Origin of the sequence: Pseudomonas sp. JAI115 (genome assembly GCF_014200835.1) — a bacterium.
GTDB lineage: Bacteria > Pseudomonadota > Gammaproteobacteria > Pseudomonadales > Pseudomonadaceae > Aquipseudomonas > Aquipseudomonas putida_A.
Window position 1 is genome coordinate 14,682 of record NZ_JACHCY010000011.1, and the last position, 15,817, is coordinate 30,498.

Here is a 15,817-nt window from a genome sequence, read left to right on the forward strand (position 1 = left end):
GAAGGAGCAAGGGAAGTGGCGCAAACGCGGGTAGCCGGACAGGTCAGGATTGGTCACATCTACGAATGTGAATTTGGGCTCTTCAAGAAGGGAGCTGAGGGTGCGGATACCACGGTCGCGCGCGATGAGGCTGATGACACTGCCTACAATTATCGGATTCCCAACGAGCTCATCAAGCGCAGGGCGGTAGTGGTGATCGGGAAACACCGGGGTCTATACTTGGTTGTGCCTGTCAGCAGCACGTTTGAAAATGGCCCGAAACCACACAAGGTGCCAGAAAATTCTGGAATGCATGTCCAGATGGGTGGCGACTTTCCGGTGACAGCTCGCTACGCTGCCGGTAAACCTCGTTGGGCGAAAAGCAATCTTGTGCAAGCCGTTGACGGTGGTCGATTGACTGATGTTTTTGATCCGGAGACTCGAAAAAATATCCCTGCCCACCAGGTGTCCGAGAACACATTGCTAAAAATCCGCTATGGAGTGATGATCTCTATGGGTATGGGAAAAATGGTGCCTGTCGAAGAGCCTGCCCCTGTTGAGGCTGCAGCGGCCAACGTCGAAGAGGTCTTGGCCCAGCCCGCTTGAATGTCAAAGGTATTGACATAGCCTCAGCGTTTTCCGTATTCTTTGTCTGTAGCCGCAAGGCAAGATTCGTTTTTCGCCGCAAGGCAAGATCAAAAAAGCCACCTTAGGGTGGCTTTTTTGTTTTCTAGATTAATTTCAATCATCTGTGACTGCTTGCTGCAGATGATAGAGATCTCCCTCACGGTTCCCCGCACAGTGGGAATGGTCGTTTTTGTTCAGGGTTCATCTGAGCTTCAGTTGGCTTGGATCGCAGTTCTAGTGTCGCCTGCACGCCAACCGCCGTCGAAAGATGAGGGTTCTTTGCTGTACCAACGAGCGCAAGCGGAGCGCGCCGGCCCTCCGGGCCAAAGGCTGGAGGATGGACGCCCGAAGGGCCAAAACACTGCACAGCAGTGGTTTGGTTCACGACAGCCGTACCCCAGCGGGGGCAAGCCTAAAACTGCAACGGCGTCATCGCCATCGAGCTGTAGTCATGAAGACACGCGGCATGCCCCGCGTACGCGTCAGCTTTGTTTACCAGCCCAAAACTTTCTCCACCCCTCCGGTAAGGTCAACCCGATCAGTGACCTTGCTCAAGTCTTTGTGATGAAGGGCGTCTTCTGCAGCGTGCAGCTCGTTAACCTTCGTTTTGTCGTGCTTGTTCAGGAGTTGCTCTAGGAAGTACAGGACTTCATAGCCCTCATCCTTGTCCACCTGGCGGCGATCTTGAATTCCTGCGTAAGGTGAATCGCCTTCATCTCGAGTCCAAGTGTAGGTATAGACATCAGTCTGAAGGTTCGAGCGTTTCAGTGTTACAGCCATGTGAACTCCATTTACGCGTACAGCTGTTGGGAATTGAGCGCTCCGTGCGTTCCAAGGCCCCGCCTCTTAGGGCGAGCACGATGGTGCTTGAGCGCGATAATCCTGCCTCAGCTTTGACGCAGTGTCACGGGGTTGGTGGCTTCTTGCTATCGCATTTGTAAGGAAGTGCTGCCAGGATGCAGGTGGGCCATGCTAAACGCCTACCTGCCTATGAGGGCCTCTGTGATGGAAGAGATAACGCTTAACTACGACCAGAAGATTGCCTCCGACGCCAACACCATTTTTCTCATCGATTGCCTCAGAGAGGATGATAAGCAATCTGCTCGTACTCGCCATGAAGGGATCTGCGACTCATTGATGGCTCTGTCGGCACAAAACATTATCCATGACACATCGCGCGTGTATCACGTGCAATGCAGGCATCGAGATAATTGGTCTGCCGCCATGAAAAAGATCCGGGACTCTTGCAAGGTGGGGCTGCTTCCGCTGGTTTTCATCGATGGCCATGGAGATGCCGAGAAAGGCTTGGCCATGCCCAGTGGCGGCTTCATTTGCTGGCAACAGTATGGTCAGGATCTGCGGGCGATTATGGACGCAGCCCGTGGCGAGTTAACGGTGGTTGCAGGATTCTGCCACTCATTTTCGTTCATCGCGACGGCAGCAAATGAGGATGGGAAACTACCCTTCGGGTTCTACTTTGGTTACAAGGGCGAGGTGCTCACTTCGGTAGTCGAGGATGAAACACAGATCATCTACGAATCGCTGATTAACGATGGAGGCCAAGTTCTAAACTCTCGCTCTCTGGAGATTTCAAGTTTTAACGAATACGACCATGCAGAAAAAATCGTCGGGCAGGTGGCCTTCATGCGGCTTAGACCTGAAGCGCTGGTAGCTGAGCAGCCTCAATTATCTAAAGCGAATTTGCGCAAGGTGCTTGAGAAGTACCTCGCCCAACAGGGCAAGCCATTGGGTGAAATGCGGGAGATAGTGAAGCATGTGCTGAGCAATACTCCCCGGATCGCAGAGAGACTCATCGACACATACATGCACGACACCACACGGCGAAGCCACTTCAAAAAGCAAATTCTCTCGCAAATGGAAGAGGCCGACTTACCACGCTAGGAATTGGCCGCTTATTTTAGGGGCTAGCAAGGTTGCTGGCAGCCTTGAGGTAGGCCGGATTTAGTGGGGGGAGGGCCTAGTTTCAGCCTACCCCTACTGAGCGGTCGGCTACGATTTTACCGGAACATAACGCTCTGAGCTGCCCCTAGCCCAATCATCGCTCCAATGAACCATCTGCGGTTTGCCGTGCTTTTGCCACACTACACCTTCTGAACGTCGCCGGGATGCATGTTCATTATCACCGCCCGGCCATGCGCTTCGCTCCATCACAAAGATCCATACGCAAGCGAGCCCATCTTCCTCCAGGAATGTCTGGAAAAGCTGCTGGTCGATAAGCGCGTGCGAGCCATCACCTGGGCTTCTACCGCAAACGAAGCGCGCTTCCCCTGTTTGATCCACATAGGTGTTTGGATCTTCACGATGGGGCTTTAAGTTAAGCCTCTGCGCAAGCCAGGGCGCCGGTATCAAAGCTTGAGCGCCTTCGGGCATTGAGACATCCAAGTGTGATTCCCAATAGTGCCGGAAGCACGGATAGGCAATCTCTACTTCACCTAAGTCGTGAAATTCGTAGGTTGACCATTGCTCTTGAGCCCATGTCGAGCGCCATGGAGCCTCTCTGAGATAGCCATCGTTGGTGAAATCACGGGAAGTCCATGAGTCCACGTCCAACTTTTGCTTTTTTTGGATGTAATCGAGGAGCTGTTGTTCGTCCTCCTCCCTCACCAACACCGGCAGCAGGAAGCGCCACTGTTGTTGCCTGGAGCCGTGATCCCCGCCTTCCATCTCTGGATACTTTACCGTCACAGAGCGGTGTTCGTGTAGGACTACCCAAGCTGCACGGTTTGAATCAGTACGGGTTACCAGGTTTTCTATGCCGTCGGAGGGTTCCTCCTCGAATGGCCATTTCCCCACGTCGTTTTCGACAGTCTCCCGTATGGATATCCGAAACTCATCGATCACCGGATGGCGTACATCAGGCCGGCTGTGCTCGTCAGTGAGCAGGATGGTTGGATCTATGTCGCGATGAGTGCCGATGTCTAGAGGGCTGGCATAACGACGTGCCCCCTGTTCACTCGTCTCAGATAACCACTTGTTGTCGGCAAGGCTACAGAGAAGCTCATCTAGGGCAAGCCACTGGTATTTTTTCCCGATTCGCTCGATCAATGGTCGATTGCGACTGTAGTCAGACCGACCCGAACGATCATCTGGAAACAGCTTTTTTGTCCAACCCAGCCCATATGCTCGTTTGGCCACCCAACGCTGTGCCGCCTGTATGTCGACGTGAGGTAGCCTTTCAACCCCAGCCGCCGAGGGTTTGAAGCGTTTTTTATACTCCTTTCTATATCTTGCCCGCTCTTCAGGGCTCAAAACATCCAGCAGCAGGTTTTCAGCTCTCGTGAAGTAGGTTGAGCGCTCACTAACATCTTGCTCAGAAAGCTTGAGCCTGAGATCCCTGAAGGCATTAGGCCTGAAATCGTTTATCAATTTGAGGATGTCGATCCGTAGGTCGGAATGATTAATGACCTCATCCTCGAACCGCTCATATACCTGTGTGGCGCTCAGAGGTTCAGGCAAATCCAGTGCTACATTCAAGAATGAGCTGACCCTCGGCTGGATCTCATAACTGGCAAAATCGCCACCCCATCCTGCGCAGGAATCTTGGATCTGCGAGTCTCCAGCCCGCTTCGCCACTTTTTCGAGGGCGTCTTCGGACACTGACAGCCTGATGTTTTTGGAATGATAAGGCGGCATTGCTTTCACGATATCGACCTGTTTGGGCAGGTGATCATTTAGCAGTGCGTGCTCGATGATGCCGAGCGCGCTGTCCCTGAGTAAAATCGAGAGCGGAACGTTCTCTCTGTCGAAGACCTCGTTGTACGCGATCTCCGAATAGGTGCGCAGTCGATGCTGCTCTGGATCTATGCAGCATGCTCCGAAGGCGGCTGTATGTAGGCGCTCGAGGACGTAGAGATCGTCTACCTTGCTGAAGTCCCTGCAAAGCATTCCATACAGGCTGGGATTCCAGATCATGAGTGACGTAAGCGCCTTTGTTGCTCGGTCTCGCAGCTCACGGTGAGAGCAAGTGAAAAACCAGGTCAATGTTATTGCGCAGAGGTACTGGACTTCTGGGTCGGTTTGATTGCTTTGCTCGAAGGCACTCCATTCGATCAATCGTCGACCGGTATTCTCCTCATCCATGGGCAGGAAATTCAGCTGAGCAGTCCATGTAGAGTCCCGTTTGGGCGTGCTCTGAGCAGCAAGTCGGTTGTGCAGGAATTTCGCATTCCACGGGTGACCTACACTTGCACTCACTTGAAGAATGATATCTAAATGTTCTTCGTTTTCAGATAGAAAGTGCTCAAAGAGTTCAAGTGTACGGTTGCTAAACGATTCATTAGCTCGCCACCGCAAACTTTCTATAAACGCATTGGCGCTAGAATCGTCGTTTGCCCATCGATTTGCGCCGCCAGGCATGACATCGAGAAGCTCCTTTTGGAAACGCTCAGGTAACTGTACGGAAAGTGCTTCCGCCAAACCGGCCCACTTGGGATGAAGCCGCTTTCCACTGTGAATGAACTGGAGTGAGCCGTTTATTAAAGCTTCTGCGGGGTCTTTGACCTCGTCTAGAAGCCCCGAAGCCATCAAATAATCCTGAAGTCTCTGGAAGCTAAAGCGGACAATGTCTTCCGACGATTCGAATGGGTCGATACCTTTGCTTTTTGGATCTGGATCAATCCTGAACAAGCCACTTCGCTGAAGTACCTCAAACCAGGTTGTTCCTGACGGAGGTGGAAAGGCGTGAAACTTATCAGCAACGATGCGTATGGCGTGGGAGTAAGGAACGAAGTCTTGCCGCTGTGCGGCCATCTCCCTAGCAATCGACAAAAGGGCTTGATTGGTTGGTTTGACGAGATCATCGCTGCCGTCTCTTCCGGCACCTAAGTGCCGAGCAATACTTCTCAGATAAAAAGAGAAGACCTGCTTAGTACCAGTCAATCCTCTCGGAAACCATTTTTTATTTTCTTTGTTCAGCGCAATACAGGCACTTCTCAAAAATAGCGGATTGACGAATTCCGCAGCTAGCCAGGGAACATTAGGTTGTGAGATTCCTCTTTTACCTAGGTATATGCGAGCAGCGCGGGCCTGTTCTTCAGGGGTCACGAATCCGCGAATTAGAAAAGATGGGACTTTTTCGTCCAGGCTGGAAGGTATGACGTAAGGTGTATATTCACTTCTGCAACTGAACACAGCCAATAGGTTTTTATACTTCTCGATCCTGGCGATGAACGCTGCAAGCTCCTTACGCCACAGGGTTATGCCAGATCCCTCATTTAAAGCATCAATCAGAATCAAGCCGCGCTTGCCCGTAACGTCTGCAGCAGCACTCAATGCTTGAAGGAAAGCGTCAGGATCTATATCACCGAGGCCTAAACGGTCAGTGACTTGGCTCCAGATACCTTCGTTAGTCAAATGTTGGCCGAGTATAAGGACAACGACCCTGCCATCCGAGATGGCTTGCTGAGCAATGTTACCAAGTAAGTGAGATTTGCCGGTGCCGGCTTTTCCGTTAAGAAAAAAACTGCGGCTATGCTCTACAGACAAATATCTGTCTTGAAGTGATGACCTCAGTGCGTATGACGCGTCGCTAAGCTCGCTCAACTGATGTTCTAGGGATTCTAGAGACTCGCTACGGGGCTTTTTAGCATTGCGTCTCTCTTCCTTGGTTGTCCATGCCGTACGTTGGAGATCATGGACGCTGTCCGAGATTTGTTCGATGCATGCAAGGCATTCCGCCAGTGGCCAAGTAAGCCAAGCGTCAGGTGTGATTTTTACTTTAAGCGCATCAAGCTTTTTCACCTGGGATACAACGCTTTCCATGAGAGCGGTAGTGGAACTGCCCAATTCATTTTCGGTGTTGCTTATTTTTGCTAAAGCGCGGACTTTGTCGATCTTAGCTTGGAGCTCTGAAATGATGTCCTGATCGTGCAAAATCACCTTGAATAGCTTTTCAATCCCAACTTCGACATGATCTTGAGGATGAAACCTTTCATCGAGAGACTTTACAGCCCAGTCGACTTTTTCTGACAACCAAGTCGGTGAGAATTCGATGTCCCCAAACCAGTATCTTCTCAGGCCTTCGGCATTTGATACGGAGAGTCGGTGAGTCAGGTCTGAGGCAGTCCAAGGAATAAACTCCACTGTCTGACCCGATGGAACATAGGATGTCCATTTTTCCTTATGGGCTTCCCAATGTTCCCAACCTCTTCTGCCGCCCCCTTGCTTACCGCTCCTATCAGTCAGGTCGCAGGCTAACGCCACAACGTATTTGGTTAACGATGGATGTGACTGCAGGGCGCGCTGAACGGAGTCGTCAATATTGGCCCAATCAATGTCACCTGCTTTTAGATAGTATTTTGCCTGGTAACCGATTTCGCTCCCATCACTGAGCAACCAATAAGCTTCGATACCGCCATCCCCGCCGGCACCTTCTATTCGCCTAAATTCGGCGTCAGCGGCTGGTGCCTCTCGTCGTGCAAGCTGGCAAACGAGTTCTTCAAAGGCGAGGCGCTGTCCTGAATCCATGCCTCTGATGCGTCTGTAATCCATGGAGTATCCGTTGCAAAATCAGGTTGTCGTAATGGTAGATCGCCTGCGCCGAGTGTATACGTTCCAGGCGGCTCGGAGTGACTTGACCATCGACGAGGAGACGTTCCCAGCCGGGAGGTTGGTCGAGCTGAGGTCTTCAGATACCGGCAGCAGGGACGTGGGCAGAGCGACACGTTTTCCTAGACATTCACCCTGGGTAGGGCCTGCACAAGAATGTGCATTCAATGAGCACAAGTGCTTGTTATCTATAGCGTAATGTGCAATTATAATCATGCACTCCGAGATGATCTGGGTATTGCCTAAGATTCTCGTCGTAGTGTGCATAAAATAGGTAGCACGAAATTCCTGGGCACGCCGTTCAACCTCACCGAAGGCGCCGCGCTGCTGAGCCTGATCGGGCGCCTGACCGGCTACACGCCGCGCTGGTTCACCTATTTCATCGGTGATGCGCACGTCTACGAGAACCACCTGGACATGCTCAACGAACAGCTCAAGCGCGAGCCGTTCGCCATGCCGACACTGAAAATCTCCGACCGCGTGCCGGAGTTCGCCAAGACCGGTGTGTACCAGCCGGAGTGGCTGGAGCTGGTGGAACCGAGCGATTTCTCGCTGGAAGGCTATGAGCACCATGCGCCAATGACCGCGCCGATGGCGGTCTGACAAGCAATACGCAGTACCCCTATGTAGGAGCTGCCGAAGGCTGCGATCTTTTGATCTTATAAACAGCAAGATCAAAAGATCGCAGCCTTCGGCAGCTCCTACATTTCGATTTGCGTAACGCTTAGTGGCCGTGGCTGCGGCCTACGTGGGAGTGCTCGACCTCCGTCGCCACAACCCCGCCACTCACCTCCAGCCGCTGCAAGATCCCGCACTGATCCGCCCCCGGCCCTTCGCCGCAACGTTGGCGCAGGTCGAGCAGTTGTGTCTGCAACGCCAGCAACCCGTCAATCCGCGCTTTCACATGCTGGATGTGCTCGTCGATCAGCGTATTGACGCTTGCACACTGATCCTGCGGGCTGTCGCGCATGGCCAGCAGGCTGCGGATTTCTTCGAGGGTCATGTCGAGGGTGCGGCAGTTGCGGATGAAAGTCAGGCGTTCGGCATGCGCCTGGGTGTAGACGCGGTAGTTACCGTCGCTGCGCGCCGGCTCCGGCAACAGGTTTTCGCGCTCGTAATAGCGGATGGTTTCCACGGCGCAATCGGTGAGTTTGGCCAGTTCTCCGATCTTCATGACGGCAATCTCCAAAAGGGTGCTTGACCCTATAGTGGCTACAGGGTCTTTACTTGGCAACAGGCACCTTCATGGACGCGACCAATGAGCGATTCCCAGCACACCCACAAGCCCGGCGACGGGCATGATCATAGCCACAGCCATAAATTGCAGCCTGTGCATAAGCACGTACATGGCGGCGATTCCTGCTGCGCGTCGAAAGCCGCAGCACCGGCACCGGTTCATTCGCACGAAGATTCTTGCTGCTCGTCGACAGCTGCCGCGCCTGCGTTGGTGCAACTGAGCGAGAAAACCAGCGCTGACGCCCGACTGAGCAGTTTCCGCATCGAAGCGATGGACTGCCCGACCGAGCAGACGCTGATCCAGAACAAGCTCGGGAAACTGGCCGGCGTGCAGCAGCTGGAATTCAACCTGATCAACCGCGTGCTCGGCGTGACCCACAATCTGCCGGATACCGCGCCGATCACTGAGGCGATCACCTCGCTGGGCATGCACGCCGAACCGCTGGAGGCGGGCGTCGAAGCCCCGACCCCGGCCCCGGTGAAAAAACACTGGTGGCCCCTGGCGCTGTCCGGTGTCGGCGCGCTGGCGGCGGAAGTGATCCACTTCACCAACGCCGCGCCGACCTGGGTGGTGGCGATCATTGCGCTGGTGTCGATCCTCAGCGGCGGCCTGACCACCTATAAAAAGGGCTGGATCGCCCTGAAGAACCGCAACCTCAACATCAACGCGCTGATGAGCATCGCGGTGACCGGTGCGGTGTTGATCGGGCAGTGGCCGGAAGCGGCGATGGTGATGTTCCTGTTCACCGTGGCCGAGTTGATCGAGGCGCGCTCGCTGGATCGTGCGCGCAACGCCATCAGCGGTCTGATGCAGATGACCCCGGAACAGGCCACGGTGCAGCAGGCTGACGGCAACTGGATCGAACAAGAGGTCAAAAGCGTCGAACTCGGCTCCCGGGTGCGGGTAAAACCCGGCGAGCGCATTGCGCTGGACGGCGAAGTGCTCAGCGGCAGCTCGACCATCGATCAGGCGCCGATCACCGGTGAAAGCCTGCCGGTGGAGAAGGCCGTAGGCGATAAAGTCTTCGCCGGCACCATCAACCAGGCCGGTTCGCTGGAATACACGGTGACTGCGGCGGCGAACAACTCGACCCTGGCGCGGATCATCCACGCCGTCGAGCAGGCTCAGGGTGCGCGGGCGCCGACGCAGCGCTTCGTCGATCAGTTCTCGAAAATCTATACCCCGGTGGTGTTCGCGCTGGCGCTGGCCGTGGCGATCATTCCGCCGCTGTTCATGGGCGCAGTGTGGTTCGACTGGATCTACCGTGCGCTGGTGTTGCTGGTGGTGGCCTGCCCGTGCGCACTGGTGATCTCTACCCCGGTGACCATCGTCAGCGGCCTCGCGGCGGCTGCGCGCAAGGGCATTCTGGTCAAGGGCGGCGTGTACCTGGAGGGCGGTTTCAAGCTCGATTATCTGGCGCTGGACAAGACCGGCACTATCACCCACGGCAAACCGGTGCAGACCGATTACCTGTCGCTGGACCCGACCGCTGACGACACTGCTCCGGCAATCGCCGCCGCTCTGGCCGGGCGTTCCGATCACCCGGTGTCGCTGGCCATCGCCAATGCGGCTGTGGATAAAAATCTTGCCGTGCTGACTGTGGATAACTTTGAAGCACTGGCCGGTCGTGGCGTGAAGGGCCAGGTCAATGGCCAGACCTATCACTTGGGCAACCATCGTCTGGTCGAGGAGCTGGGCCTGTGCTCGCCGCAACTCGAAGAGAAGCTGTTTGCGCTGGAGAAACAGGGCAAATCCGTGGTGTTGCTGCTCGACAGTTCTGGTCCGCTGGCGCTGTTCGCCGTGGCCGACACAGTCAAGGAATCCAGTCGCGAAGCGATCCGCCAGTTGCACGCACTGGGCGTGAAAACCTTGATGCTGACCGGCGACAACGTGCACACCGCGCAGGCGATTGCCGCGCAGGTCGGCATCGATCAGGCCAAGGGCGACTTGCTGCCAACCGACAAGCTGCAAGCCATCGAAGCGCTTTATGCACAGGGTCATCGGGTGGGCATGGTTGGCGACGGCATCAACGACGCCCCGGCACTGGCCCGCGCCGAGATCGGTTTCGCCATGGCGGCCGCCGGCACCGACACCGCGATTGAAACCGCCGATGTCGCCCTGATGGACGACGATCTGCGCAAAATTCCCGCGTTCATCAGTCTGTCGCGCGACACCGCGAGCATCCTGAAACAGAACATCGCCTTGGCCCTGGTGATCAAGGCTATCTTTCTTGGGGTAACCTTCGCCGGACTCGCCACCATGTGGATGGCGGTGTTCGCCGACATGGGCGTGAGCCTGCTGGTGGTGTTCAACGGTTTGCGCCTGCTGCGCAAATAAACGATGAGGGATGGTTGTGCTGAGTGCCGAGCTGAAAGCGTTTTACATGGTCGCCCGCCTGGGCAGCATCACGCTGGCGGCGAAAAAGCTCGGCCTCAGCCAACCCACCGTGACCACGCAGATCCGCAATCTGGAAAGCCAGTATTCGGTGGAGCTGTTCTACCGTGGCGGCCGTCGTTTGAGTGTCAGCGACGAAGGCGCGCGGTTGCTGCCGATGGTCAAGGCGCTGCTGCAGCAGGAGGCCGATATCGAGTTCTTCCTGCGCAACAGCGGTCAGGTGCAGGGCACATTGCGCATCGCTGCCACCGCGCCGTATTACATCCTCGACCTGGTGAAGACCTTCCGCGAGCGTCTGCCGCAGGTGGAGGTGTCGGTGGAAATCGGCAACTCGCAGCAGGTGCTCGAAGCGCTGGAGGATTACCGGGTCGATGTCGCCGCGTCGTCGCAGTTGCTTGAGGATGCACGGTTGATTCGCCGGGTATTGGGTAGCGATCCGCTGGTGCTGGCGGTGCATCGCAATCATCCGCTGGCGGCGCAGGAGCATGTGGCGTTGAGTGCGCTGGCCGGACATACCTTGCTGATGCGCGAGTCCGGTTCGACCACCCGCCGTTTGACCGAAGAGCTGCTGGCCAGCGCCGGGGTCAGTTTCGGCCCGTTGCTGGAGATCGGCAGCCGCGAGTCGATCCGCGAGGCGGTGCTGCGCAATATCGGCATCAGCATCATTGCCCGCCAGGAAGTCCCGCACGATCCGCAGTTGCGGGTGCTGACCATCGAGAATGCGCCGCAGATTCCCGAGTATCTGTATTGCCTCAAGGAGCGCAAGGGTGCGCGGTTGCCGGCGGCGTTTCTTGGCCTGGCCCAGGAAATGTCCCCGGCCTGATTTCTTCACTGTTCACACTGGCCCCATCGCTGGCAAGCCAGCTCCCACAGGTATTTCAGGTGTTCACAAAATCTGCATTCACTGAAGATCCTTGTGGGAGCTGGCTTGCCAGCGATGAGGCCAGACCAGCCAACCCATGACTTGAAATCTGAACCAAAATCCCCGAATACCACTATCGGCCGTTTTTGCCCTACTGCCACATGACGGACGCATTACAACTCTAGGATTGGCCCCATCAGCTTGATGAGGTCTGTCCATGAATCCTGCAATCGCAACTGCCCTGACCAATCCCGGTGCGCCGATGAAAGTGCGCGGGGTGCAGAAGCGCTTCGGCGCGTTCACCGCACTGGATAACGTCTCCCTCGATGTTGCGGCCGGTGAGCTGGTGTGCCTGCTCGGCCCCTCGGGTTGCGGCAAGACCACGCTGCTGCGCTGCATCGCCGGGCTGGAGAAGCAGGACAGCGGCGAGTTGTACCTCGGCGATCGCGATGTCTCGCACCTTGCGCCGCAGGCCCGGGATTACGGCATTCTGTTCCAGTCCTACGCGCTGTTCCCCAATCTGACCGTCGAAGCGAACATTGCCTACGGCCTCGCCGGCAGTGGTCGCGACGAAGTACGCCGTCGCGTCGGGCAGATGCTGGAACTGGTCGGCCTCACCGGCAGTGAGAAAAAGTACCCGGGCCAGTTGTCCGGCGGCCAGCAACAGCGGGTTGCCCTGGCTCGTGCCCTGGCCCCGGCGCCGTCGCTGCTGTTGCTCGATGAACCGATGTCGGCGCTGGACGCCCGGGTACGTGAGCATCTGTGCACCGAACTGCGCCAACTGCAGCGCAACCTCGGCATCACCACCCTGATGGTCACCCACAATCAGGACGAAGCCATGCTGATGGCCGACCGCATCGCCGTGATGAACAACGGCCGGGTCGAGCAGTACGCCACCCCGCAGGAAATCTACAACCGCCCGGCCACGCCGTTTGTCGCCGAGTTTGTCGGGCAGGGCAACTGGCTGCCGTTCCAGCGCAGCAGCGCCAGTCACGCCCGGGTTGGCGGGATGGATGTGCGTCTGGCCGATGGTAGCGTCAGCGGCGCCTCGGGCCGACTGTTCTGCCGTCCGGAAGCAATCAGCGTCAATCCGTTGGTGCACGAAGAAAACCTGTTTCCGGCGAAAGTCCGTGAGATCACCTTTCTCGGCAATCGCTGCCGCATGAGCTTCGAACTCGACCAATTGCCGGGCCACGCGCTGCTTGCTGAACTGGCGCCGGAAGCCATGCCACGCCTTGGCGCCCAGCAGATCATGGTCGCCTTGCCACCGCGCAGCCTGCAGGTGTTTGCCTGATGAGCGCGAACATCGCACTGCCGCTACCGCACAAGCAAGCGCGGCGAGTGTCCGGGGCCGAGGTCGGTGACCGGATCTTCGTCCTCGGCGGCAAACTCCTGCTGCTGTTGCTGCTCGGTATCGCCGTGCTGCTGCCGTTGCTGGCGATCTTCTGGCGTGGCTTCAGCAGTGAGGCCGGGCAGGGCGGTGGCTGGCTCGCCGCTAAGGAGTTGGTGAGCAGCGCGAATTTCCACTGGCTGCTCGGCAACAGCCTGAAAGTTTCCCTCAGCGTCGCGGCCATCGTCGTACCGCTGGCCTACCTGTTTGCCTACGCCCTGCAACGCACACTGATTCCGGCCAAGGGCATTTGGCGCGGGATTTCCCTGCTGCCATTGATGGCGCCGTCGATGCTGCCGGGGATTGCACTGGTCTATCTGTTCGGTAACCAGGGCATGCTGCGTGGATTACTTTCGGACAACATCTACGGCTTCTGGGGCATTGTGCTGGGTGAGGTGATCTACACCTTTCCCCATGCGTTGATGATTTTGTTGTCGGCGCTGTCGCTGGCCGATGCGCGGCTGTTTGATGCGGCGTCGAGCATGGGCGCCAGTCCGGCGAAAGCCTTTCGCAGCATCACATGGCCGGCGACCCGGCAGGCAGTGTTCGCCGCGTTCTGTCTGGTGTTCACCCTGACCATCACCGATTTCGGCGTGCCAGTGGTGGTCGGTGGCGACTATCAAGTGCTGGCGCTGGAGGCTTACAAAGCCGTGGTCGGCCAGCAGCAATTCGGTCGCGGCGCGTTGATCGGCATGGTGCTGTTGCTGCCGGCGCTGTTCAGCTTCGGCGTCGATGCCTGGCTGCGTCGGCGTCACGGTGATTCCATGAGTGGCCGTGCGCAAGTGTTCAAACCGGCGCCGTCGAAATTACGTGATGGCTGCTACATGGCGATTGTTTTGCTGATCAGCGCGGCGCTGCTGCTGGTGTTCGGCATGGCAGTGTTTTCGTCGCTGGTGAAGTTCTGGCCGTACAACCTGTCGCTGTCGCTCAATCACTATCAGTTCAACGAGACTGCCGGCGGTGGCTGGCTGGCCTACGGCAACAGCTTGAAGATGGCGCTGGGCACGGCGCTGATCGGCAGCGTGCTGATCTTCACTGGCGCTTACCTGATGGAGAAAACCCGCAGCCAACGCGGCCTCAACCTGACGTTGCGCATGCTCAGTTTCATCCCGATGGCAGTGCCGGGGCTGGTGCTCGGTCTGGGTTACGTCTTCTTCTTCAACCTCAGCGGCAACCCGCTGCACGTGCTGTACAGCACGATGACCCTGCTGATCGTCTGCACCATTGCTCACTATCTGACCACCGCACAAATGACCGCAACCACCGCGCTGCGCCAGCTCGACGCCGAGTTCGAGGCCGCCGCGCTGTCGCTCAAGGCCCCGCTGTACCGCCACTACCTGCGCGTCACCGTGCCGATCTGCCTGCCGGCGCTGCTGGACATCGTGCGCTACCTGTTCGTCTCGGCGATGACCACGGTGTCGGCGGCGATCTTCCTCTACAGCCCCGACACCATCCTCGCGGCGGTGGCGGTGCTGAACATGGATGACGCCGGCAACGTCGGCGGCGCGGCGGCGATGTCGACCCTGATTCTGTTCACCTCGGCAGGCGTGTCCTTGCTGCTGGCGTGGGCTTCGCGCGGCTTGCTGCGCCGTTCCCAGGCCTGGCGGCAAACCGCGCCCGGTCACTGATTGACGATTTATCCCTACAGCCTCAACTCACCGACAGGAAAACGATCATGTTCAAGCCTATGGCCCTGGCCGCTGCTGTGCTCGCTACTTTCAGCCTGAATGCCTTCGCGGCAAAAACCGAGTTGACGGTGTACACCGCCCTCGAAGCCGAGCAACTGACCGCTTACAAAGCCGCGTTCGAAAAGGCCAACCCGGACGTCGAGATCAAGTGGGTGCGTGATTCCACCGGGATCATCACCGCCAAACTGCTCGCCGAAAAGGCCCGTCCGCAGGCTGACGCGGTGTGGGGCCTGGCCGCGTCGAGCCTGGCGATCCTCGATCAGCAGGGCATGCTGCAAAGCTACGCACCGAAGGATCTGGGCAAGATCGGCGCGAACTACCGCGATGCTGCCAACCCGCCAGCCTGGGTCGGCATGGACGTGTGGGCCGCGACCATTTGCTTCAACACCGTCGAAGCCGAGAAGCAGGGCCTGAGCAAACCGGTGAGCTGGCAGGATCTGACCAAGCCTGAGTACAAGGGCAAGATCGTCATGCCTAACCCGGCGTCCTCCGGCACCGGTTTCCTCGACGTTAGCGCGTGGCTGCAAACCTTCGGCGAGAAGCAGGGCTGGGCCTACATGGACGGTCTGCACCAGAACATCGGCCAGTATGTTCACTCCGGTTCCAAGCCTTGCAAACTGGCCGCTGCGGGCGAATTCCCGATCGGCATTTCCTTCGAATACCCGGCCGTACAGCTGAAACGCCAGGGCGCGCCGCTGGACATCATCCTGCCGAAAGAAGGCCTGGGCTGGGAGATCGAGGCGACTGCCGTGATCAAAGGCACCCCGCATGAAGAGGCGGCGAAGAAACTCGCGGACTTCTCCGCCAGCGCCGAGGCAATGGATCTGTACAAGGAAAACTTCGCCGTCCTCGCCCAGCCGGGTATCGCCAAGCCACAGACCGAACTGCCGGCCGACTACGAGCAGCGCCTGATCAAGAACGACTTTGCCTGGGCCTCGAAGAATCGCGACGAGATCCTGACCGAATGGCGCAAGCGTTATGACGGCAAGTCCGAGAAAGTTGTCGCCAAGTAAGATCTTTATCGACTGACAGGGCCTCTTCGCTGGCAAGCCAGCTCCCACAGGGTTTTGCTG

The 15,817-nt window shown here is 57.3% G+C and carries 10 protein-coding genes and 1 pseudogene; 8 read left to right on the plus strand and 3 right to left on the minus strand.

The genetic code is table 11. The features are described from left to right. The first annotated feature begins 15 nt into the window (after positions 1-15). Positions 16-585, plus strand: a complete 570-nt coding sequence (locus HDC30_RS21310) for a type II toxin-antitoxin system PemK/MazF family toxin (protein ID WP_179599289.1) — start codon at positions 16-18, stop codon at positions 583-585. A gap of 513 nt (positions 586-1,098) precedes the next feature. Here the strand turns inward: HDC30_RS21310 and HDC30_RS21315 are convergent. Further along, complete coding sequence (locus HDC30_RS21315; protein ID WP_183784770.1) at positions 1,099-1,386, minus strand: hypothetical protein; 288 nt, start codon at positions 1,384-1,386, stop codon at positions 1,099-1,101. A gap of 189 nt (positions 1,387-1,575) precedes the next feature. On the opposite strand from HDC30_RS21315, the gene HDC30_RS21320 reads away from it, so the two are divergent. Then, a complete protein-coding gene (locus HDC30_RS21320; protein WP_183784772.1) occupies positions 1,576-2,508 on the plus strand; it encodes a hypothetical protein in 933 nt (310 codons plus the stop codon). A 108-nt stretch (positions 2,509-2,616) separates the two neighbouring features. On the opposite strand, the gene HDC30_RS21325 is transcribed toward HDC30_RS21320, so the two are convergent. After that, positions 2,617-7,116 carry an ATP-binding protein gene (locus HDC30_RS21325; RefSeq protein WP_183784774.1) on the minus strand — a complete coding sequence of 1,500 codons (4,500 nt, stop codon included), beginning with the start codon at positions 7,114-7,116 and terminating at the stop codon, positions 2,617-2,619. A 345-nt stretch (positions 7,117-7,461) separates the two neighbouring features. On the opposite strand from HDC30_RS21325, the pseudogene HDC30_RS21330 reads away from it, so the two are divergent. Continuing rightward, a pseudogene (locus HDC30_RS21330) lies at positions 7,462-7,776 on the plus strand (thymidylate synthase); the annotation flags it as partial. 121 nt (positions 7,777-7,897) lie between these two features. Here the strand turns inward: HDC30_RS21330 and cadR are convergent. After that, on the minus strand, positions 7,898-8,347 hold the full coding sequence (gene cadR, locus HDC30_RS21335) for a Cd(II)/Pb(II)-responsive transcriptional regulator (RefSeq protein ID WP_007964189.1): 450 nt from the start codon (positions 8,345-8,347) through the stop codon (positions 7,898-7,900). An 84-nt stretch (positions 8,348-8,431) separates the two neighbouring features. Between cadR and HDC30_RS21340 the strand changes: the two genes are divergently transcribed. The 5 genes from HDC30_RS21340 to HDC30_RS21360 all read left to right on the plus strand — a co-directional run bounded on the left by HDC30_RS21340 (position 8,432) and on the right by HDC30_RS21360 (position 15,757). Beyond that, positions 8,432-10,747, plus strand: a complete 2,316-nt coding sequence (locus HDC30_RS21340; RefSeq protein ID WP_183784776.1) for a heavy metal translocating P-type ATPase — start codon at positions 8,432-8,434, stop codon at positions 10,745-10,747. 16 nt (positions 10,748-10,763) lie between these two features. Further along, positions 10,764-11,627, plus strand: coding sequence for a LysR family transcriptional regulator (locus tag HDC30_RS21345; protein ID WP_183784902.1), 864 nt, complete (start codon positions 10,764-10,766; stop codon positions 11,625-11,627). 256 nt (positions 11,628-11,883) lie between these two features. Further along, positions 11,884-12,960, plus strand: a complete 1,077-nt coding sequence (locus tag HDC30_RS21350; RefSeq protein ID WP_003229183.1) for a putative 2-aminoethylphosphonate ABC transporter ATP-binding protein — start codon at positions 11,884-11,886, stop codon at positions 12,958-12,960. Further along, positions 12,960-14,684 carry a putative 2-aminoethylphosphonate ABC transporter permease subunit gene (locus HDC30_RS21355; RefSeq protein ID WP_183784778.1) on the plus strand — a complete coding sequence of 575 codons (1,725 nt, stop codon included), beginning with the start codon at positions 12,960-12,962 and terminating at the stop codon, positions 14,682-14,684. The genes HDC30_RS21350 and HDC30_RS21355 overlap by 1 nt, the downstream gene beginning before the upstream one ends. 47 nt (positions 14,685-14,731) lie before the next feature. After that, a complete protein-coding gene (locus tag HDC30_RS21360; protein ID WP_103484310.1) occupies positions 14,732-15,757 on the plus strand; it encodes a putative 2-aminoethylphosphonate ABC transporter substrate-binding protein in 1,026 nt (341 codons plus the stop codon). Positions 15,758-15,817: the final 60 nt, after the last annotated feature.